This window comes from Roseateles chitinivorans (assembly GCF_002761755.1).
GTDB classification, from domain to species: domain Bacteria; phylum Pseudomonadota; class Gammaproteobacteria; order Burkholderiales; family Burkholderiaceae_C; genus Roseateles; species Roseateles chitinivorans.
Genome location: NZ_PEOG01000007.1, coordinates 101868 through 117688 on the forward strand (window position 1 = coordinate 101868; position 15821 = coordinate 117688).

Here is a 15821-nt window from a genome sequence, read left to right on the forward strand (position 1 = left end):
ATGGCTGTGAATCACTGCGAGAAGATCCCGTTGGGCACGCAAGGGGCGACCGAGTGGGAGGTGGTGCATCTGCCGTCGTCGCTGGGCGATTTCCAGGCGCGGGCCTTCCGCAGCCCGGTCACCGGCTCGGAGCACCTGGTGCTGTCGGTCGGTCCGCTGCAGGAGCGCGGCGGCCTGCTGCGCGTGCACAGCGAATGCCTCACCGGCGACGTGTTCCAGTCGCTGCGCTGCGACTGCGGCCCGCAGCTGCAGGGCGCGCTGGAGCTGCTGAAGGACGAAGGCGGCATCGTCATCTACATGCGCGGTCATGAGGGCCGCGGCATCGGCCTCGTCGAGAAGCTGCGCGCCTATGCGCTGCAGGAAGCAGGCGTGGACACGATCGACGCCAACCTGCGACTGGGCCATGCCGAGGACGAGCGCGATTACGCCGATGCGATCGACATCCTGTGCCTGCTGGGCGTGAAGAGCGTCCGGCTGATCACCAACAACCCGCAGAAGCGCGATGCGCTGGTGGCCGGCGGCGTCGAGGTCGAGGCGCTGGTGCCGCTGCGCATCGCCGCCAACCCGCACAACGAGCGCTACCTCGAGACCAAGCGCAAGCGCATGGGTCACTACCTGGAATGATCCCGGCGTGAGCCTGCTGCACGACGCACAGGCGCTGGCCCCGTGGCCGGCGAAGCCGAGGGATGCGGAAGCTCACCCTCTCGATTGAGGATTCGCGCCAGGGCGCCTCGGCATGAGGTCCGGGCGTGGCGGCGTCACGACCGCTTGTCGCGCGCCCGCTGACTGCCCGCCTTGCCGATCGCCTTCCACTTGCCTCGCAGCGCGATGCGCTCCAGCGCCGTCAACTCGCCGCGCTGCGCATCGCGCATCAGCTTCTTGTAGTTGTCCAGCCGATCCGGATCGACATGCGCCACCACGGCGCATCCGGGCTCGCCCTCATGGTGGCAATCCCGGAAGCGGCAGTGCGTCGCGAGCGACTGGATGTCGTCGAAGGACGACGCCAGCGTGCGCGCGTCCGCATCGGGTCGGAAGGTGCGCAGGCCCGGCGTGTCGATGATGCAGGCGCCGAGCGCGGTGCGATGCAGCGAGCGTGCCGTCGTCGTATGCCGTCCGCGGCCGTCGCCCATGCGCACGCCGCCTGTGGCCTGGGCGGCCCCCGCCAGCGTGTTGATCAAGGTGGACTTGCCGACGCCGGAGGAGCCGAGCACCACCAGCGTCTGTCCCGGACGCATCCAGGCGTCGAGGTCGGCGCAGGTTTCCGGCGAAAGGCCGTTGACCGGCAGTACCGGGACGGTCGGGGGCAGGCGGCCGGACATCTCCGCGATGCGGGCCTGCGCGTCCGGGCTGATGTCGCGCTTGGTCAGCACGACGACCGGGGTCACGCCGCAGGCGGTCACCATGGCGATGTAGCGTTCCATCCGGCGCGCGTTGAAGTCGGCGTCCAGTCCCATCACGAGCAACGCCGTGTCGACGTTGCTCGCGAGCGGCTGACGCCGCCCATCATTCGCGCGCCGCGCGATCTGCGTGACCGGATCGACGCGATCGGCGATCCAGGCTTGCTCATGGGCGTCCGTCTGCACGCTGACCCAATCGCCGATCGTCAGCGCCTGCGCGCCGGCCTGCAGTTGCTGCACCAACCGGGGCAGCGCGCGGGCCAGGCGCTCGGCGTGGCCGTCGTGCACCGTGAAGCAGTCGCGTTGGGATTCGATCACTCGCGCCAGGCGCGAAGTCGGTTCATGAGCGCCGAGTTGCGCGGCGCGGGAGGCGATCAAAGGGGAGAGACCGAGCGCTTGCAGCGTCTCGAATTCGATGTCGATCATTGGCGTCCATTGAATCTGGCTTCGTCCGCGCAGGCGCGAACCCATCCATGCGCGGTGGCGCATGGCGCAAAGGAGGTGGGAAGCCGGCCGCGACTGGCGCGACGATCAATGGATCCGCAGAGGACGCGGAATCAGGAGCGCTGGGCGCTCAGGCAGCCGGACACGAGAAGGGCGACACGATCTGCTTGTTCCATGGTCTTCTCCTGTCGGGTGGGTGAATGAAGGTCGCAAGTCTGCAGCGGACGGCGAGCGACGTCAATTTCGACAAGATGTCGATTTCCGACACTCCTCTTCGTCGTCCCTGCATCACCCCACCGAAAGGACCCGCCATGACCAAGAAATACCTCGGCCTCGCCTACTACACCCCCGAAGCCTTCGCCGCGATGGCACCGGATGACGTCAAGGCCCTGGTGAGCCAGTGCCCGGCGCTGGACGAGAAGATGCGTGCCACCGGCAAGGTGCTGGTCTCCGCCTCGCTGGGCGACCTGGAGCACTGGAAGACGCTGCGCCCGCGCGGCGGCAAGACCCAGGTCACCGACGGCCCCTACACCGAGGCGAAGGAGATGGTCGGCGGCCTGTTCATCATCGAGGCGGACAGCCCGGAGGAAGCGCTGCGCATCGCGTCCATGCATCCGGCGGCCACGCTGGGCGAAGCAGGCGGCTGGGCGGTCGAGCTGATTCCGATGGATTTCTACCTGGCGCGCTGAGGTCGGCCCGGCCGGATCGGGCCGCTTCGAGACTCGCTACATTGCCTGCTGTCTCGACACCTCGGGCCCCAGCCCGCCGGACGCCATGCCGCTGCGCCACCACACCGTCCCCGTCACGCCGTTCCGCCAGAACGCCTCCCTCGTCTGGTGCGACGTGACCCAGGAAGCCGCCGTCATTGATCCCGGCGGCGAAGTGCCGCGCCTGCTCGCCGAGGTCGAGCGGCTCGGCCTGACCCTGAAGGCCATCTGGCTGACCCATGCCCACATCGACCACGCCGGCGGCACGGGAGAACTCGCCCGCCTGCGCGGCCTGCCCATCGTCGGTCCGCATCAGGGCGACCAGTTCTGGATCACCGCGCTGCCACAGCAAGCCGCGATGTTCGGCTTCCCGCCGGCCGAGATGTTCACGCCGACCCGCTGGCTCGAGGACGGCGACACCGTCCAGATCGGCCAGGAGTCGCTGAACGTGCGGCACTGCCCCGGCCACACGCCGGGCCATGTCGTGTTTCACTCGGCATCCGCGCGGCGCTGCTTCGTCGGCGACGTGCTTTTCGCCGGCAGCATCGGCCGCACCGACTTCCCCGGCGGCGACCACGACACGCTGATCCGCTCCATCACCGAGCGGCTCTGGCCGATGGGCGACGAGACCGTCTTCATTCCCGGCCACGGCCCTGAAAGCAGCTTCGGCGAGGAACGCCGCACCAATCCGTTCGTCGGCGGTCGATGGGGCTGAGCGCCGCGCCTCGCTCACAGCGGCGACAGGCCGGTGTCCAGGAAGCGCGATTCCGGGAAGCCGCGCAGCGCCAGCGCGGCCAGCTCGACGAGTTCCTCGAAGCTGCGCTCCTTCTGCAGCACCGCCACGCCGCCCATGCGGTCGGCGGCGTCGGTCAGTTCCTCGCCGATGTAGCCGGTCGTGATGATCACCGGTACCCGCGGCAGGGTGGCGCGCACGGCGGCGGCCAGTTCCAGTCCGTTCATGCCCGGCATGTTGAAGTCGGTGATCAGCAGCTGCATCGGCGCACGCCCCTGCTCGACGTCCTCCAGGCATTCATCGGGTGACGCATAGGCCCGCACGTCGTAGCCCGCCTTCTTGAGCAGCGCCTCCACCATCAGCAGCACGATCGGGTCATCGTCCACATAGACGACATGCTCGCCCTCGCCCGGATCGGCCACGCGGCTCAACGCCGCCGTGTCCAGCGGCGCGGCTTCGTGGCCGACCACCGGCAGGTAGACGCAGAACAGCGTTCCCCGGCCCGGCGCCGATTGCACGTCGATCGCCCCGCCATGCGCATGCACGATGCCATGCACGATGTGCAGGCCCAGCCCGGTGCCCTGCCCCCGCGGCTTGGTGGTGAAGAAGGGCTCGAACAGCCGCTTCGTCACCTCTTCGCTCATGCCGTGGCCGTCGTCGCGGACGCTCAGCGCTGCATACCGCGTCGGCGCCACGCGACCGATCGTGAACGCGCGCGGCGCGTCGAAATGCACCGCGTGCAACGCCACATGCAGATGGCCATGGCCGCCGGGCATCGCCTGCCAGGCATTGGTGCACAGGTTCAGCACCACCTGCTGCACCTCCGCCGGATCCACCGTCGCCACGCAGTCGTCGCCATGCAGGTCCACCGTCAGCCGCACCGTGGCCGGCAAGGTCGACCGCAGCAGGCCGATGCTGTCCTCCACCAACGGACGCAGGCGATGCTTGGCCAGCTCCTGGCCGCTGCCCCGGGCGTAGGCGAGGATGCGCTGCACGATGTCCCGCGCGCGATCGCCGGCGCGCTTGATCTGCTGCATGTGCGCGCGCAGCGGCGAACCGACCGGCAGCTCGTCCAGCATCATGCCGGCGTGGCCCAGGATCGCCGCCAGGATGTTGTTGAAGTCGTGCGCCACGCCGCCCGCCAGCGTGCCCAGCGACTCCATGCGCTGGATGCGCACCAGCTTCTCCTCGAGGTCCACCCGCGTCAGCTCGTCGGCCTTGCGCATCGTGATGTCCATGAACAGCACGACCAGGCCGTGCTCGCACGGGAACGCGCGGCACTCGAACCACTTGCTCAGGCGCGCATTGAATTCCTCGTAGAGATGCGCCGTGCGCGACTGCATCGCGGCCCGCGCCTCGACATCGAACCGGGCGCCCATCACGCCGGGCAGGGACTGCCAGTAGTTGCGGCCGATCAGGGCCTCGCGCTGCCGGCCGGTGGCGCGCTCGAAGGCGACATTGACGAACTCGATGGTCCAGTCGTGGCGCAGCAGGATCACCGCGTCGGTGACGTAATCGAGCGCCGCGCCGACGTGCGCGGCGCCATCTTCAGGTGCGACGGATGCACCCGGCCTGTGCGAAGGCTCCTGACGCGGCATTGACGCCCCCCGGTGGACGAGGCGCCAGTGTGGCCCTCATTCGCCCGCCCGGCAATCACCGTGCCGGGCCCTCGTCCGAGAAAGCGCCGATGCCATGGGGCTTCCCGGGCGCCGCGCCGTCGCGGCAGGGATCAGGACTTCGCCGGCGCGGGCGGCTGGAAGCGCTGCTCCGGCTTGGGCGCGCGGGCATACAGGCCCTGCACGCGCGGCAGCGTGCGCTCGATGTCGCGGATGCGGGTCGGTCCGGCCGGGTGCGTCGACAGGAATTGCGGCGGCGCGCCCTTGCTCGCCTGTCCCATCTTCTGCCACAGCGTCACGCCGGCCTGCGGGTTGTAACCGGCGCGGGCGGCCAGCTCCATGCCGACCAGGTCGGCCTCGCTCTCGTCCTCGCGGCTGAAGGTCAGGGACAGCAGCTGGCCGCCGATGTTGGCGATGCCCCGACCCATGTTGCCCAGGCCCAGCAGCGCCGCGCCCAGCTCGATCGCGCCATTGGTCGCCATGTTCTTGCCCATCCGCTCGCGCGCATGCTCCCGCAGCGCGTGAGCCATCTCATGGCCCATGATCATCGCGACCTCGTCATCGCTGAGCTGCAGCTGCTGCAGGATGCCGAAGTAGAAGGCGATCTTGCCGCCCGGCATGCAGAACGCGTTGAGCTCGCGACTGCCGATGAGGTTGACCTCCCAGCGCCACTGCTGCGCGCGCGGGTTCCAGGCCGCGGCGAACGGGATGATCCGCTGCGCGATCGCGCGCAGGCGCACCACCTGCGGATGATTGGCCGGCCCGAGCGCCTTCTGCGCCTGCGCTTGCCGCATCATTTGCGTGTACTGCTGCTGCGCGGCCGCCTCCACCTGCTCGGCCGAGACCAGCTTGGTGAAGCGGCTCTGCTTGCCGACGTCGACGCCCTCCTGCGCCCAGGCCGGCGTCAGTGCCGCCACGCCGCCGGCGGCGAGCAGGCCGGTGAACAGACGACGCGCGGGATGCGCGGGTGTACGGGCGGCGCCGCAATGGCGGCAATCGCAGTGGCCGAATCCGGCGGGAGCGCCCGGCAGCTGCGGGTCGGCATCGGGGAGGAAGTCAGCGTCAACCATGGCGGCATTCTAGGGAGGCGACAATGCCCCCCATCATGTCCCAGCCGCCCTTGATCACGCCGTCCCCGGCCTGCGCCACCTCGCCGCTCGACCCGCAGCAGTTCCGCGCCGCGCTGGGCATGTTCGCCACCGGCGTCACGATCGTGACCGCGCGGGCGGAGGACGGCACGCTGGTCGGCTTGACGGCCAACTCCTTCAACTCGGTCTCGCTGTCGCCGCCACTGGTGCTCTGGAGCCTGGCCCGCCGCGCGGGCTCGATGCCGGTCTTCAGCCGCGGCTCGCATTACGCGATCAACATCCTGGCCGCGGACCAGAAGGAGCTCGCGCAGCGCTTCGCCACGCGTGACATCGACCGCTTCGCCGGCGTGGCCTTCCGCGAGGGCTGTGGCGGCGCGCCAGTGCTCGAAGGCTGCGCCGCGGTCTTCGAATGCGCCAACCGCAGCCAGTACGAGGAAGGCGACCACGTCATCTTCGTCGGCGAGGTCGAGGCCTGCAGCCGCGCCGAACTGGCGCAGCCGCTGATCTTCCACGGCGGCCGCTACTACACCGAACTGCCGATCTGAGGCCTCGGTCTCATCCGCCGGCGTGGCGGCCGACCGGCCAGAACGGCGCCATCCGTTGCAGCGCTCGCCAGCGCCAAGCGCCCAGCACGGCGGTCACCAGGATCGACGCGGCCAGCTGCCACAGGGGCGGAATGTGCCAATGGCTGGTCGCCCCGACGCTGAGGCCGACCAGCGCCACCATCAGCATCGTCAACATCGCCGTCCGCGCGCCCTTGGGCACGCCCTGACGCGACCAGTCGCGCCAGATCAGCAAGGTGCCGGGCAGCGCCACCGCGGCGAAGTTCAGGCCCAGCAAGCCGCTGCCCGGGCCATCGTCCTGTCCAGGCGCCAGCGCCTGCATCACCAGCATCATCAGCACGCCGGCGGCCCACAGCACCAGGTGGTGGCGCAGCAGCCGCAGTCCGATCACGCGGTTCATCGCGATGCCGCGCGGCATGCCGGGAACCAGCGTCAGCAGCGCCTGCTCGCGACGCGTCTGATGCAGCGTCGCGTCCAACCCGAAGAACGGGCCGATCATCGCGCTCATCAGGCCGATCGACAGGCCCGGCAGGGCCGCGCGGATCACCCGTCCGGCCCGGTCCGGCAGGAAGACCAGCAGCGCCACTTCCGCGATCAGGAAGACAGCGAAGAGCAACACCGTCGTCGAGCCCGTGGCCGACCAGTGCAGGCCGCGCAAGGTGGCGAACTCGGCGCGCGCGGTCACGCTCGCGGTCGTCGGGCACGCCGTGCGCAGCAGGTGCTCCCGCCACAGCGGATGCGCCCATTGGAAACAGCGGCCGAGCCACGCCAGCGGTCCTCGCGGCCAGGCCGTGGTCGCCGGCACCGCGCTGCCCTGCACCGTCATCAGGTGCTGAAGGCGCTGGCGAAGGCGCCAGGATTCGGCATGCGCGGCGCCGCCCGACTGGAACAGCCGCCACAAGGCCGCACCGAGCAGCAGCAGCACCGCGCCGGTTTGAGTGAAAGGCTGGCGCGCATGCCATTCGCGCGCGACGTCCACCGCCTGCAGCACCAGCGGCAGCTCGCGCAGCGGTGGCAGTGCGATCCACGGCAACACCCAGATCACCAGCCACATCGTGGGCCAGCGCAGGCAGATGGCAAAGGACAGCATCATGGCCGCCGCGCCCATCGTGAACGCCAGCGCATGGTCGAAGACCAGGCCCAACAGGCCGCCGCAGGCCGCGGCCAGCACGAGGAACACGCCGATCGCCGACTCGCGCAGGCGTCGCAACTGCCCCGGCACCAGGTGCGCGGACAGCGGATCGTTCAGCCCCAACAGCGCATTCGCCGCCGCCCACCAGGCCAGATGCAGCGCGATGGCCAGGGTCACGCAGAAGGTTCCGGCGACGGCCAGCGGCCGGTCGCTCATCGTCGCCAGCGCCGTCGCTCCCAGCACCGGCAGGATCAGCCACCAGACGCGCCCGACCTTGCGCGCCATCGCCCGCAGCACCGCGGCGTGTCCGCCCAGGCCGGGCAGCGGCAGCGCGGCGCTCATTGCGTCAGCTCCAGGAACAGGTCCTCGAGGTTGAGCGCCTCGCAGCGCAGCGCGGCATCGGCGGTGGGTTGATTCCCCTCGGCGAAGCGCACCAGCCAGCGGGGCTGCTCGCCCAGGTCGCGCCGGCTCAGCACCTGGCCGCCGTGGGCGTCGACCGCCGCCTGCAGCCGTCCCACCGGACCGGCCAGCAGCCGGACCTCGTCGGCCAGCACGTCCTGGGGCGCCTGCAGCGCGATGCGGCCGCGGCTGAGGAAGGCGATGTTGAAGGCCACGCGCTCGAGGTCGGACAGGATGTGCGTCGAGAACAGCACCGTCGTGCCGCGGTCGAGCACCTGGTCGACCAGCTCGCGCAGGAAGTCGCGCCGCCCCGCAGGGTCCAGGCTGGCGACGGGCTCATCCAGCATCAGCAGGTCCGGCTCATGCGCCAGTGCGCGGACGATCGACAGCCGTTGCTGCTGGCCTTGCGACAGCTGGCCCACGCGCCGGTCGCGCGGAATGTCCCAGCGCGACATCAGGCCGTCCACCTTGGCGTCGTTCCAGCGCGGGTAGAAGCTGCGGAAGTAGCGCAGCAGATCGCCGGCGCGGAAGTCCTCGAACAGCGCGGCATGCTGCGGCACGTAGCCGAGCCGGGCGCGCAGCGCATCGTCGGGCAGCAGCGCGGGCTGGCCGAACAGCCGCACCTCGCCGGCCTGCGGTTCGCGCAGGCCCAGCAGCGTCTCCAGCAGCGTGGTCTTGCCGGCCCCGTTGCGGCCCAGCAGGCCGACGACCTGACCCGGCGCGAGCGCCCAGTCCAGCCCCGCGATCACCCCGGGTTGCCCCTTGAAGTCGACCCGCAAGCCGGTCGCGCGCACCGGCGGCGCACCGAGCGCGTCATCCGCCAGGGCCTGCGCCGATGCACGGTCGCCCACCGCCAGCGCATGGGTCATCGCCGGTTCCATCGCTTGAGTCATCGCGTCTCTCCCTTGTCTTCCAGCAGCGTCTTGAACAGCGCCAGCACCTGCTCGGTCGGCAGCTCGAGCTGCCGGGCTTCGGCGGCCGCCTGAGCGAGCACCGGTCGCAACAGCTCGACGCGGCCCCGCGTCTTCATCGCCTTCTGATGCTGCGCCGCCACCACCATCGGCAGCCCGCGGCGGCGCTCCACCAACCCCTCCGCCTCCATCAGCCCGAAGGCCTTGGAGACCGTCATCGGATTCACCGCCAGCGCCTGGGCCAGCTCGCGGACCGACGGGATCTCCTGCCCGGCCACCAACTGGCCGCTGGCCACGCGGCGGCGCAGCTGCTCCACCAACTGGCGGTAGATCGGCTCGGGAGAGCCGGGGTTGATGCTGAAGAGCAGGTCGGTGTCCATCGGCGGGTCGTCGTCGCGCCGACCGGCATCGTCGACGTGTATCGCTACAGTAATACAGCTGGAGACGGAGCGTCAACCCCTCTGTTGCGGCGCCGATAGGGTCAAGCGCTCAGCACGGACCGATGCTCGAGGAACAGGCTTCTCGCTCTTCGACCGGAGGGGGGAACACCGTCATTCGACAGGCGCGGGCTCGTTCTCGTTGTGCCGGTCGGGCTCCGTCGTGCGGAGGATCTCGTTCAGAACGGACGTCGCATAGTTGCCGGCAGGCAGCGAGAACGTGAGGACCAGTCGGTGGGTTTCCGTCCATTCCCACGACATCTCTGCCGGGCTGGCCACCAGGGCGCGACGCTCCTGATCCAGGCCGGCGTGTTCCATGCCGTCGCACAAGGTGGCGTGACGTTCCGCCACGCCGTTCTCCAAGGCTTGCGCTTGATCGGTCGTGGCCACGCGGCCGCGTCCCCAGAGCGGTCCGGTGGGCCGGCCCGCCTCGTCCATCACGTCGCCGGGCAGGGCCTTGCCCCACAGTCCCTGCTGAATTCGCAGCGCCAGCACCTCATTGAAGACGAAGGAGCGCACCGCCGACAGGTAGATGCCCTTCTTCTTCGGGTTGCGCACCCGGATCTCGCGCGCCAGCATGGCCCGGCCCTGCTCGACGTTGCCGCCGTCGTGGCCGAAGCGCTGAGCGCCGAAGTAGTTGGGCACGCCCTGGGACGCGATGGCCTGGAGGTTGGCCTCCACGGCGTCGCGGTCGCCGGTCACGTCACGCAGCACGATGCGGAATCGATTGCCCTGCAGATCACCAGGGCGCAGCTTCTTCACGTGGCGGCTCTGGCTCAGCACCTTGAACTCCGGGTGCTGAAGCAAGGTCAGGTCGGGCGTCTCGCCCTTCGGCAGATAGATGCTGAACCACTGACGGGTGATGGCGTAGCGGTCCTTGAGGCCGGCATAGCCGACGTCCCGCTCCTGCACGCCGGCCGCCTCGGCCAGCTGCTGGGCGATGAAGGCAGTGTTGGCGCCGTTCTTCTCGACCTCCAGCCAGAGGTGTTCGCCCTCGCCGGAGGGCAGCTGCAGCGGCAATTCGGTGACGATGAAATCCTCGTTGAGGAGTTTCAGGGTGCCGCTGGCGCCGCTGGCCGGATAGGCGTTGGGCCATTGCGGCAAGGTGGTGTATTGAGGGTCGGTCATGAGCAGTCTGACGGCGCCGGGTGGAGAGAGGAAGGGGCAGTCCGGCCGGCGATTCTCTCTCCCTGCCCGCGGGCCTCGACGAGCAAGGACGAGAGCAACGTCCATCGAAACGCTGCGCGCGGAGAAGTGGCCAGTGGGGAGCGCCCCGGGCGCGCGGCTTGCTGAAGGCCGGCTGCGCATCCCCCGCGTTCAAAGCCTGTCCTCAATGCCACGCCGTCGCCCTCCGTCACAACGCACCCTCGAACGCCAGCTGCGCAGCTTTGGCTTGCGCACTTGGCGGCCCGGCCAGCGGGAGGTCATCGATCGCGTGCTGCGGGGCCTGAACACGTTGGCGGTGATGCCCACGGGCGCGGGCAAGTCGCTGTGCTATCAACTGCCGGCGGCCCTGCTGCCGGGACGCACCGTCGTCGTGTCGCCGCTGATCGCCTTGATGAAGGACCAGTGCGAACGACTGGCCGCACTCGGCATCGCCTGCGCCCAGGTGCACAGCGGTCTGCCGGCCGCGGCACTGGCGGAGCAGGAAGCGGCCGCGCTCGACGGCACCGCGCAGGTCGTGATGCTCACGCCCGAGCGCCTGGCGGACGAGGCGTGGCTCGCCCGCTTGGCCCAGCGACCCACCGATCTGCTGGTCGTCGACGAAGCGCATTGCATTTCCGAATGGGGACACGACTTCCGCCCCGCCTTCCTGCGCCTGGGCGCCGCGCGCGAGGCGTTGGGCATGCCGACGGTGCTTGCGCTGACCGCGACGGCCACCGGAGAGACGATCGAGGACATCGCTCGGCAACTCGACATTCCGGCGGCCGGTTGCCTGATCGGCGGCAGCTATCGCGCCAACCTGCATTACCGCGTCGAGCCGCTGGCCAACGACGCGGACAAGCTGCGGCGCCTGATCGAGATCGTCGCGGGGTCGCCGGACCGCGCTGCGATCGAGAACGCGGATCCAGAACCCGACGCCGGGCCCGACGCCAGGCCGTCGACCATCATCTACACCGCGACGGTGAAGTCCGCGCAGTCCGTCCACGAGGCGTTGCTCGCCGCGGGCGTGACGTCGACCCTCTATCACGGCCGCCTGCGCGCCGCGGCCAGACACGAGGCGCAGGATCGCTTCATGCGCGGGGAGGTCCGCGTGATGGTCGCGACCAATGCCTTCGGTCTGGGCATCGACAAGCCGGACATCCGTCGCATCGTCCATTACCAGCTGCCTGCGGGACTGGACGTCTACTACCAGGAGTCCGGCCGAGCAGGACGCGACGGCGAGCGCGCGGACTGCACGCTGCTTTTCGTGCCCGGCGATCGATCGGTGCAGCAGTTCTTCCTGAATGGCCGCTACCCGGCGCTGGCCGACGCGCAGGCCCTGACGGAAGCGCTGCGCGAGACGCCGCCCGACGAAGCAGGATGGACACTGGAGGCGTTGCGTCGACGTCTTCGGCGGCCGATCACCAAGCTGCGGGCGCTGACGGCGCTGCTGGCGGATGAGGGTTGGCTGTCGAGCTCAGAGGACCGCCTGCGGTTGGTCGATCCACCGCCGGGCGACGCGCAGGCCCTGCGCGATGCGATGGGCCGCTATGAAGCCAAAGGTGAGCAGGACCGGCGCCGCCTGGAGCAGATGGTCTCGTACGCGCAGTCGGGGCGCTGCCGATGGCGGGACATCCTGGAGGCACTGGACGAGGCGGCGGTCTTCGATCGCTGCCACGGCTGCGACAGCTGTGAGCGGATCGATGCGCATGAGCGTCGATGTGGATGCGACCGATCAGCGCCCGAGAACGGTCTGCGGCGAGCAGGTCGAAAGTCTGGATCGATGTGATTGACGGCGCCCTGCGGAGAGCAATCGGCTCAAGCTGGCTCGCCGCCCCCGCCAGCGATGCGGCTTCGGGCCCAGTCGGCCCCCGCGCCGATCGCCGCGACGACCGCGCTCAGGAACCAGATCCAGAAGCCGATGTCTAGGTGGTCAACCGGTGCCCGGATACCGGACTCACCGCCCCAGACGGCATCCTTGATGCCGAGCGAGCTCAGCATCAGGTAGCCCGCAGCGACAAGCACTGCGATCGAGAACGCCGGCTTGCGGACCACCAGCGCGAACCACGCGACGCACATCAACGGATTGGCCAACCAATGGGCGGTGCCGTTGTACCAACCGAGGCCCAGGATGAACAACCCGCTCACCGACTCGCCGCCGACATAGCGCAGCGCGGGCAATGCCAGCGAAAGCAGGTAGAGCAACACGCTGATCGTGAGGAAGACGAAACGAAGTGGCATGAGACGACACCGAGTCCGGCAGACGGATGGAGCAGCGGACAGTGTGCAGCAAGCCGCATCGGCCATCACCCGACCGCTTGTCGAAGCATCAGCTGGCAGCACCCGCTGTCGCGATCCGGCGAGGTCTTCTCAGCGCCCTTCCAGGTACGGCGCCTTCCACGCGTCGAACTGCGCCTGCCATTGGGCGCGGGCGCGCTCGACCACCGGATCCGGATCGGCAAGCGGGTCCAGCTGCGCAACCTCCCTGAGCCACTCGCGGTAGTCCTCGATCGCGTCGCTCGCGTACTTGTCCTCGTCCTCTTCGTCCTCGTCGATGAAGAAGTAGGCGCTCTCGTGGTCGACATAGGGCTCGACGTCCAGGCCGCTGAGTTGCAGCAGCTCGCGCAGGTTGCGCGCGATCACCCATTCACCGCCTTCGTCGCCGAACACCACCACCGGCCACTCCGCCGGCTCGCTGCCGTCATCCGGATTCCACAGCGCGTAGAACGAGCCCGATCCATTGGCCACGCCGAAGGCCACCAGTCGCTCCAGGAACGCGGGGTCGGTGGACCAGCCGGCCTCGAGGCCGCGCTTCTCATGGTCGGTGAGCCACAGGCTCTGCGTGTACTGCGTCTTGACGACGTTCTGGAAGCCGCCGAGGCGAATGAGGTCCTCGGGCACCGGGCGCCCCTGGAAAAGCGCGATGAACTGATGGAGGTCGAGCATGACGGCCCTTCAACATGGAGATCAGCGAGCGACGATAACCAATCGCCGGGGGCCGCCGGCATGACCTAGGTCGTGGTTCGATCGACCGTCTTCGCCGCGGTCACTCGATCAGTTCGGCCGCTTCGCCGCCGCCATCCCGAACGGCGTGGGCGAGGTCGGCGGCGGTTTGCTCAAGAACATGAGGCTCAGCATCCAAAGAGCCGGCAAGAAGTCCGACATGAACAGTTCCGCACACCGGCTTCAGCGCTCGGTTGACGAGGCGCCGAGCCGTCGCCGAGCGGCCCGCTCGATTTGCCCATGCCCTGGGAACGGCTGCGGACGCAGTGCGTCTTGGTCGATGTCAGGAGACGCTCGGAACCAGGTTCTCGCCGCCTGAGACCTCGATCACGGTGCCCGTCACATAGGGATTGGTCATGAGGAACAACGCCGCATGGCCGATGTCTTCCGCCTTCCCGGCGCGCCGCGACGGGAAGGTCTCTTCCACCTTCTTGCGCAGGCCGTCGCGATGCTCAACCGGCAGGAAGCTCCACATGTCGGTGTCAATGAAGCCCGGACGGATCGTGTTCACCCGCGTCGGTGCAAGTTCGAGCGCCAACGATCCGGACAGTGCCTCGACGGCGGCGAACGCGGAGGTCACGGCGGCGAAACCAATCTTCGGTCGGGCGGCCATGCCACCGGTCAGGAAGGTGATCGTGCCACCGGGCCGCAGATGCGGCGCGGCATGACGGGCGCAGGCCCAACTGCCGAGAAACTTGCCTTCCAGGTAACGTCGTACGCCCTGCATGTCTGCGTCCATGAAGGCGCCCCAGCTGCCGAGATCCGGGGCCGCGGTGACGACCAGGTGGTCCAGCGGGCCAATGGCGTCGAACGCCGCCTTGACGGCCGACTCGTCGCGCACATCCAGGCGCACCTGCTCGAAGTCGGCGAGGTCCGGTCGCTCGCCACTCAAGGAAATGCGACGGCTCGCCACGATCACCGTCGCCCCAGCTGCGCGCGCGGCACGCGCCACTCCCAGGCCGATGCCCGTCTTGCCGCCCACGACGACGACCTTCTTCCCCGCCAGGCTCATCGGCGTGAACGGGGTGGCTTCTTGCTGATTGTTGGCCGCAGTCATGATTCCTCGCTTTCTCCAGTGCTCAGGTGGGGCAGCGGTCGCTTCAGCCCCATGGGGTTGTCATGCCGTGCCGGCTCATGGGAACTACCCCTTCGAGCGGCCCTACGAGCTGTGCTTGCGGCATGGAGGTCATGCTAATTACCCGCGAACCCGTCGATAATCCGAACCGTTTGCATGATTTCTATTCCATTTCGGAATTAATCATGAGGCTGACGCTGCTCGAGGCGGCGAGCAGCCCGGCAGCCATCGAGAGGGCCCAATGGATCGATTTCAGGAACTGACCGCGTTCGTGGCAGTGGTGGACGCAGGCGGCTTTTCCGCTGCTGCACGACGGATCGGAGAGTCTCAATCGGTCATCAGCAAATCGGTCAGCGCCCTGGAGAAGCGGCTTGGCGTGCGGCTGCTCAATCGCAGCACGCGCAGCGTGACCTTGACCGACCACGGTCGGAAGTACCACGAGCGGATGAAGCCGCTGCTGGACGAAATCGCGCAGGCGGACGGCGAGTTGACGAGCAGCACGCTTGAGCTCTCGGGGCTGGTCAGGATCGCCGCCTCGGCGTCTTTCGGGCGACTGCACGTGCTTCCGCTCATCCCGCAGTTGCTGGCGCTTCATCCGAAGCTGAAGCTGGACCTCCAACTGACCGACGGTGTGCAGGACCTGCTGGCCGAGAGCATCGATCTGGCCATTCGAATCAGCCCGTCGTACAGCCCTGACGCCGTCGTCAAGCGCGTTTCGAACGCCTCATTGGTCTGCGTGGGCTCCCGCGATTACTTCGAGCGGCACGGCACGCCGCAGATGCCCGAGGATCTGGTCCACCACAACTGCATCGTCTTCAACGGGATCGAGAGCTGGGCTTTCGAAGGACCGACCGGCAAGTTCAGCGTGCGGGTCAGCGGGAATCTTTCCTCCAATACCGTCGAGACGATCCTCTCGGCGGTGCGAGCGGGCGTCGGCATCGGGATGTTCCATGGCGCCACCCTTACCCGCGAGTTGCGAGACGCGGGGGTCGTGACGGTGCTCGACGAGTTCATCAGCGAATCCCGCGATGTCAGCCTCATCTGGCCAAACCGGAAGTTCATATCGGCCAGGGTGCGGCAGGTGACAGATTTCTTCGCGAAGGAGTTGGCCGACCGCCTCTGACTGTCACGCAGGCTCAGGCGATCGAGCGACAACGTGCGCCGGCCGGGAGC

At 68.8% G+C, this 15821-nt stretch carries 16 protein-coding genes; 6 read left to right on the forward strand and 10 right to left on the reverse strand.

Annotated features, from left to right (window positions below):
• Nucleotides 1–624 (forward strand): GTP cyclohydrolase II, encoded by a 624-nt coding sequence (gene ribA / locus CS062_RS02640; protein ID WP_199174157.1) that lies wholly within the window; start codon nt 1–3, stop codon nt 622–624.
• A gap of 134 nt (nt 625–758) precedes the next feature.
• Here ribA and rsgA read toward each other — a convergent pair whose 3' ends face one another.
• Entirely contained in the window at nt 759–1823 is a 1065-nt protein-coding gene (gene rsgA / locus CS062_RS02645) for a ribosome small subunit-dependent GTPase A (RefSeq protein ID WP_099859910.1), read from the reverse strand.
• Between the two features lie 329 nt (nt 1824–2152).
• Between rsgA and CS062_RS02650 the strand changes: the two genes are divergently transcribed.
• The gene (locus tag CS062_RS02650; protein WP_099859911.1) at nt 2153–2530 is read left to right on the forward strand and encodes a YciI family protein; all 378 of its coding nucleotides are present in this window, start codon (nt 2153–2155) and stop codon (nt 2528–2530) included.
• An 85-nt stretch (nt 2531–2615) separates the two neighbouring features.
• The gene (locus CS062_RS02655) at nt 2616–3263 is read left to right on the forward strand and encodes an MBL fold metallo-hydrolase (RefSeq protein WP_099859912.1); all 648 of its coding nucleotides are present in this window, start codon (nt 2616–2618) and stop codon (nt 3261–3263) included.
• Nucleotides 3264–3277: 14 nt separating this feature from the next.
• Here the strand turns inward: CS062_RS02655 and CS062_RS02660 are convergent, their stop codons facing one another.
• Both CS062_RS02660 and CS062_RS02665 read right to left on the reverse strand, forming a co-directional pair.
• Nucleotides 3278–4879 (reverse strand): hybrid sensor histidine kinase/response regulator, encoded by a 1602-nt coding sequence (locus CS062_RS02660; protein WP_099859913.1) that lies wholly within the window; start codon nt 4877–4879, stop codon nt 3278–3280.
• 131 nt (nt 4880–5010) lie between these two features.
• Nucleotides 5011–5967, reverse strand: a complete 957-nt coding sequence (locus CS062_RS02665) for a M48 family metallopeptidase (RefSeq protein ID WP_099859914.1) — start codon at nt 5965–5967, stop codon at nt 5011–5013.
• 35 nt (nt 5968–6002) lie between these two features.
• Here CS062_RS02665 and CS062_RS02670 point away from each other — a divergent pair, with 35 nt between their 5' ends.
• On the forward strand, nt 6003–6530 hold the full coding sequence (locus tag CS062_RS02670) for a flavin reductase family protein (protein ID WP_099859915.1): 528 nt from the start codon (nt 6003–6005) through the stop codon (nt 6528–6530).
• Between the two features lie 10 nt (nt 6531–6540).
• On the opposite strand, the gene CS062_RS02675 is transcribed toward CS062_RS02670, so the two are convergent.
• From CS062_RS02675 to truD, 4 genes are all read right to left on the reverse strand, one after another.
• Nucleotides 6541–8022 carry a hypothetical protein gene (locus CS062_RS02675; RefSeq protein ID WP_099859916.1) on the reverse strand — a complete coding sequence of 494 codons (1482 nt, stop codon included), beginning with the start codon at nt 8020–8022 and terminating at the stop codon, nt 6541–6543.
• A complete protein-coding gene (locus CS062_RS02680; protein ID WP_233217880.1) occupies nt 8019–8972 on the reverse strand; it encodes an ABC transporter ATP-binding protein in 954 nt (317 codons plus the stop codon). Before CS062_RS02680 ends, CS062_RS02675 begins: the two co-directional genes overlap by 4 nt.
• Complete coding sequence (locus CS062_RS02685; RefSeq protein ID WP_099859917.1) at nt 8969–9370, reverse strand: GntR family transcriptional regulator; 402 nt, start codon at nt 9368–9370, stop codon at nt 8969–8971. The genes CS062_RS02680 and CS062_RS02685 overlap by 4 nt, the downstream gene beginning before the upstream one ends.
• Nucleotides 9371–9541: 171 nt before the next feature.
• Nucleotides 9542–10555 carry a tRNA pseudouridine(13) synthase TruD gene (truD, locus tag CS062_RS02690; protein WP_099859918.1) on the reverse strand — a complete coding sequence of 338 codons (1014 nt, stop codon included), beginning with the start codon at nt 10553–10555 and terminating at the stop codon, nt 9542–9544.
• Between the two features lie 205 nt (nt 10556–10760).
• Between truD and CS062_RS02695 the strand changes: the two genes are divergently transcribed.
• Nucleotides 10761–12359, forward strand: coding sequence for a RecQ family ATP-dependent DNA helicase (locus CS062_RS02695; protein WP_099859919.1), 1599 nt, complete (start codon nt 10761–10763; stop codon nt 12357–12359).
• Nucleotides 12360–12388: 29 nt separating this feature from the next.
• Here CS062_RS02695 and CS062_RS02700 read toward each other — a convergent pair whose 3' ends face one another.
• From CS062_RS02700 to CS062_RS02710, 3 genes are all read right to left on the reverse strand, one after another.
• The gene (locus CS062_RS02700; protein ID WP_099859920.1) at nt 12389–12811 is read right to left on the reverse strand and encodes a hypothetical protein; all 423 of its coding nucleotides are present in this window, start codon (nt 12809–12811) and stop codon (nt 12389–12391) included.
• 129 nt (nt 12812–12940) lie between these two features.
• Nucleotides 12941–13516, reverse strand: a complete 576-nt coding sequence (locus CS062_RS02705) for a hypothetical protein (RefSeq protein WP_099859921.1) — start codon at nt 13514–13516, stop codon at nt 12941–12943.
• Between the two features lie 340 nt (nt 13517–13856).
• Complete coding sequence (locus tag CS062_RS02710) at nt 13857–14630, reverse strand: SDR family oxidoreductase (protein ID WP_099859922.1); 774 nt, start codon at nt 14628–14630, stop codon at nt 13857–13859.
• A gap of 259 nt (nt 14631–14889) precedes the next feature.
• Here CS062_RS02710 and CS062_RS02715 point away from each other — a divergent pair, with 259 nt between their 5' ends.
• Nucleotides 14890–15771, forward strand: coding sequence for a LysR family transcriptional regulator (locus CS062_RS02715; protein ID WP_099859923.1), 882 nt, complete (start codon nt 14890–14892; stop codon nt 15769–15771).
• Nucleotides 15772–15821: the final 50 nt, after the last annotated feature.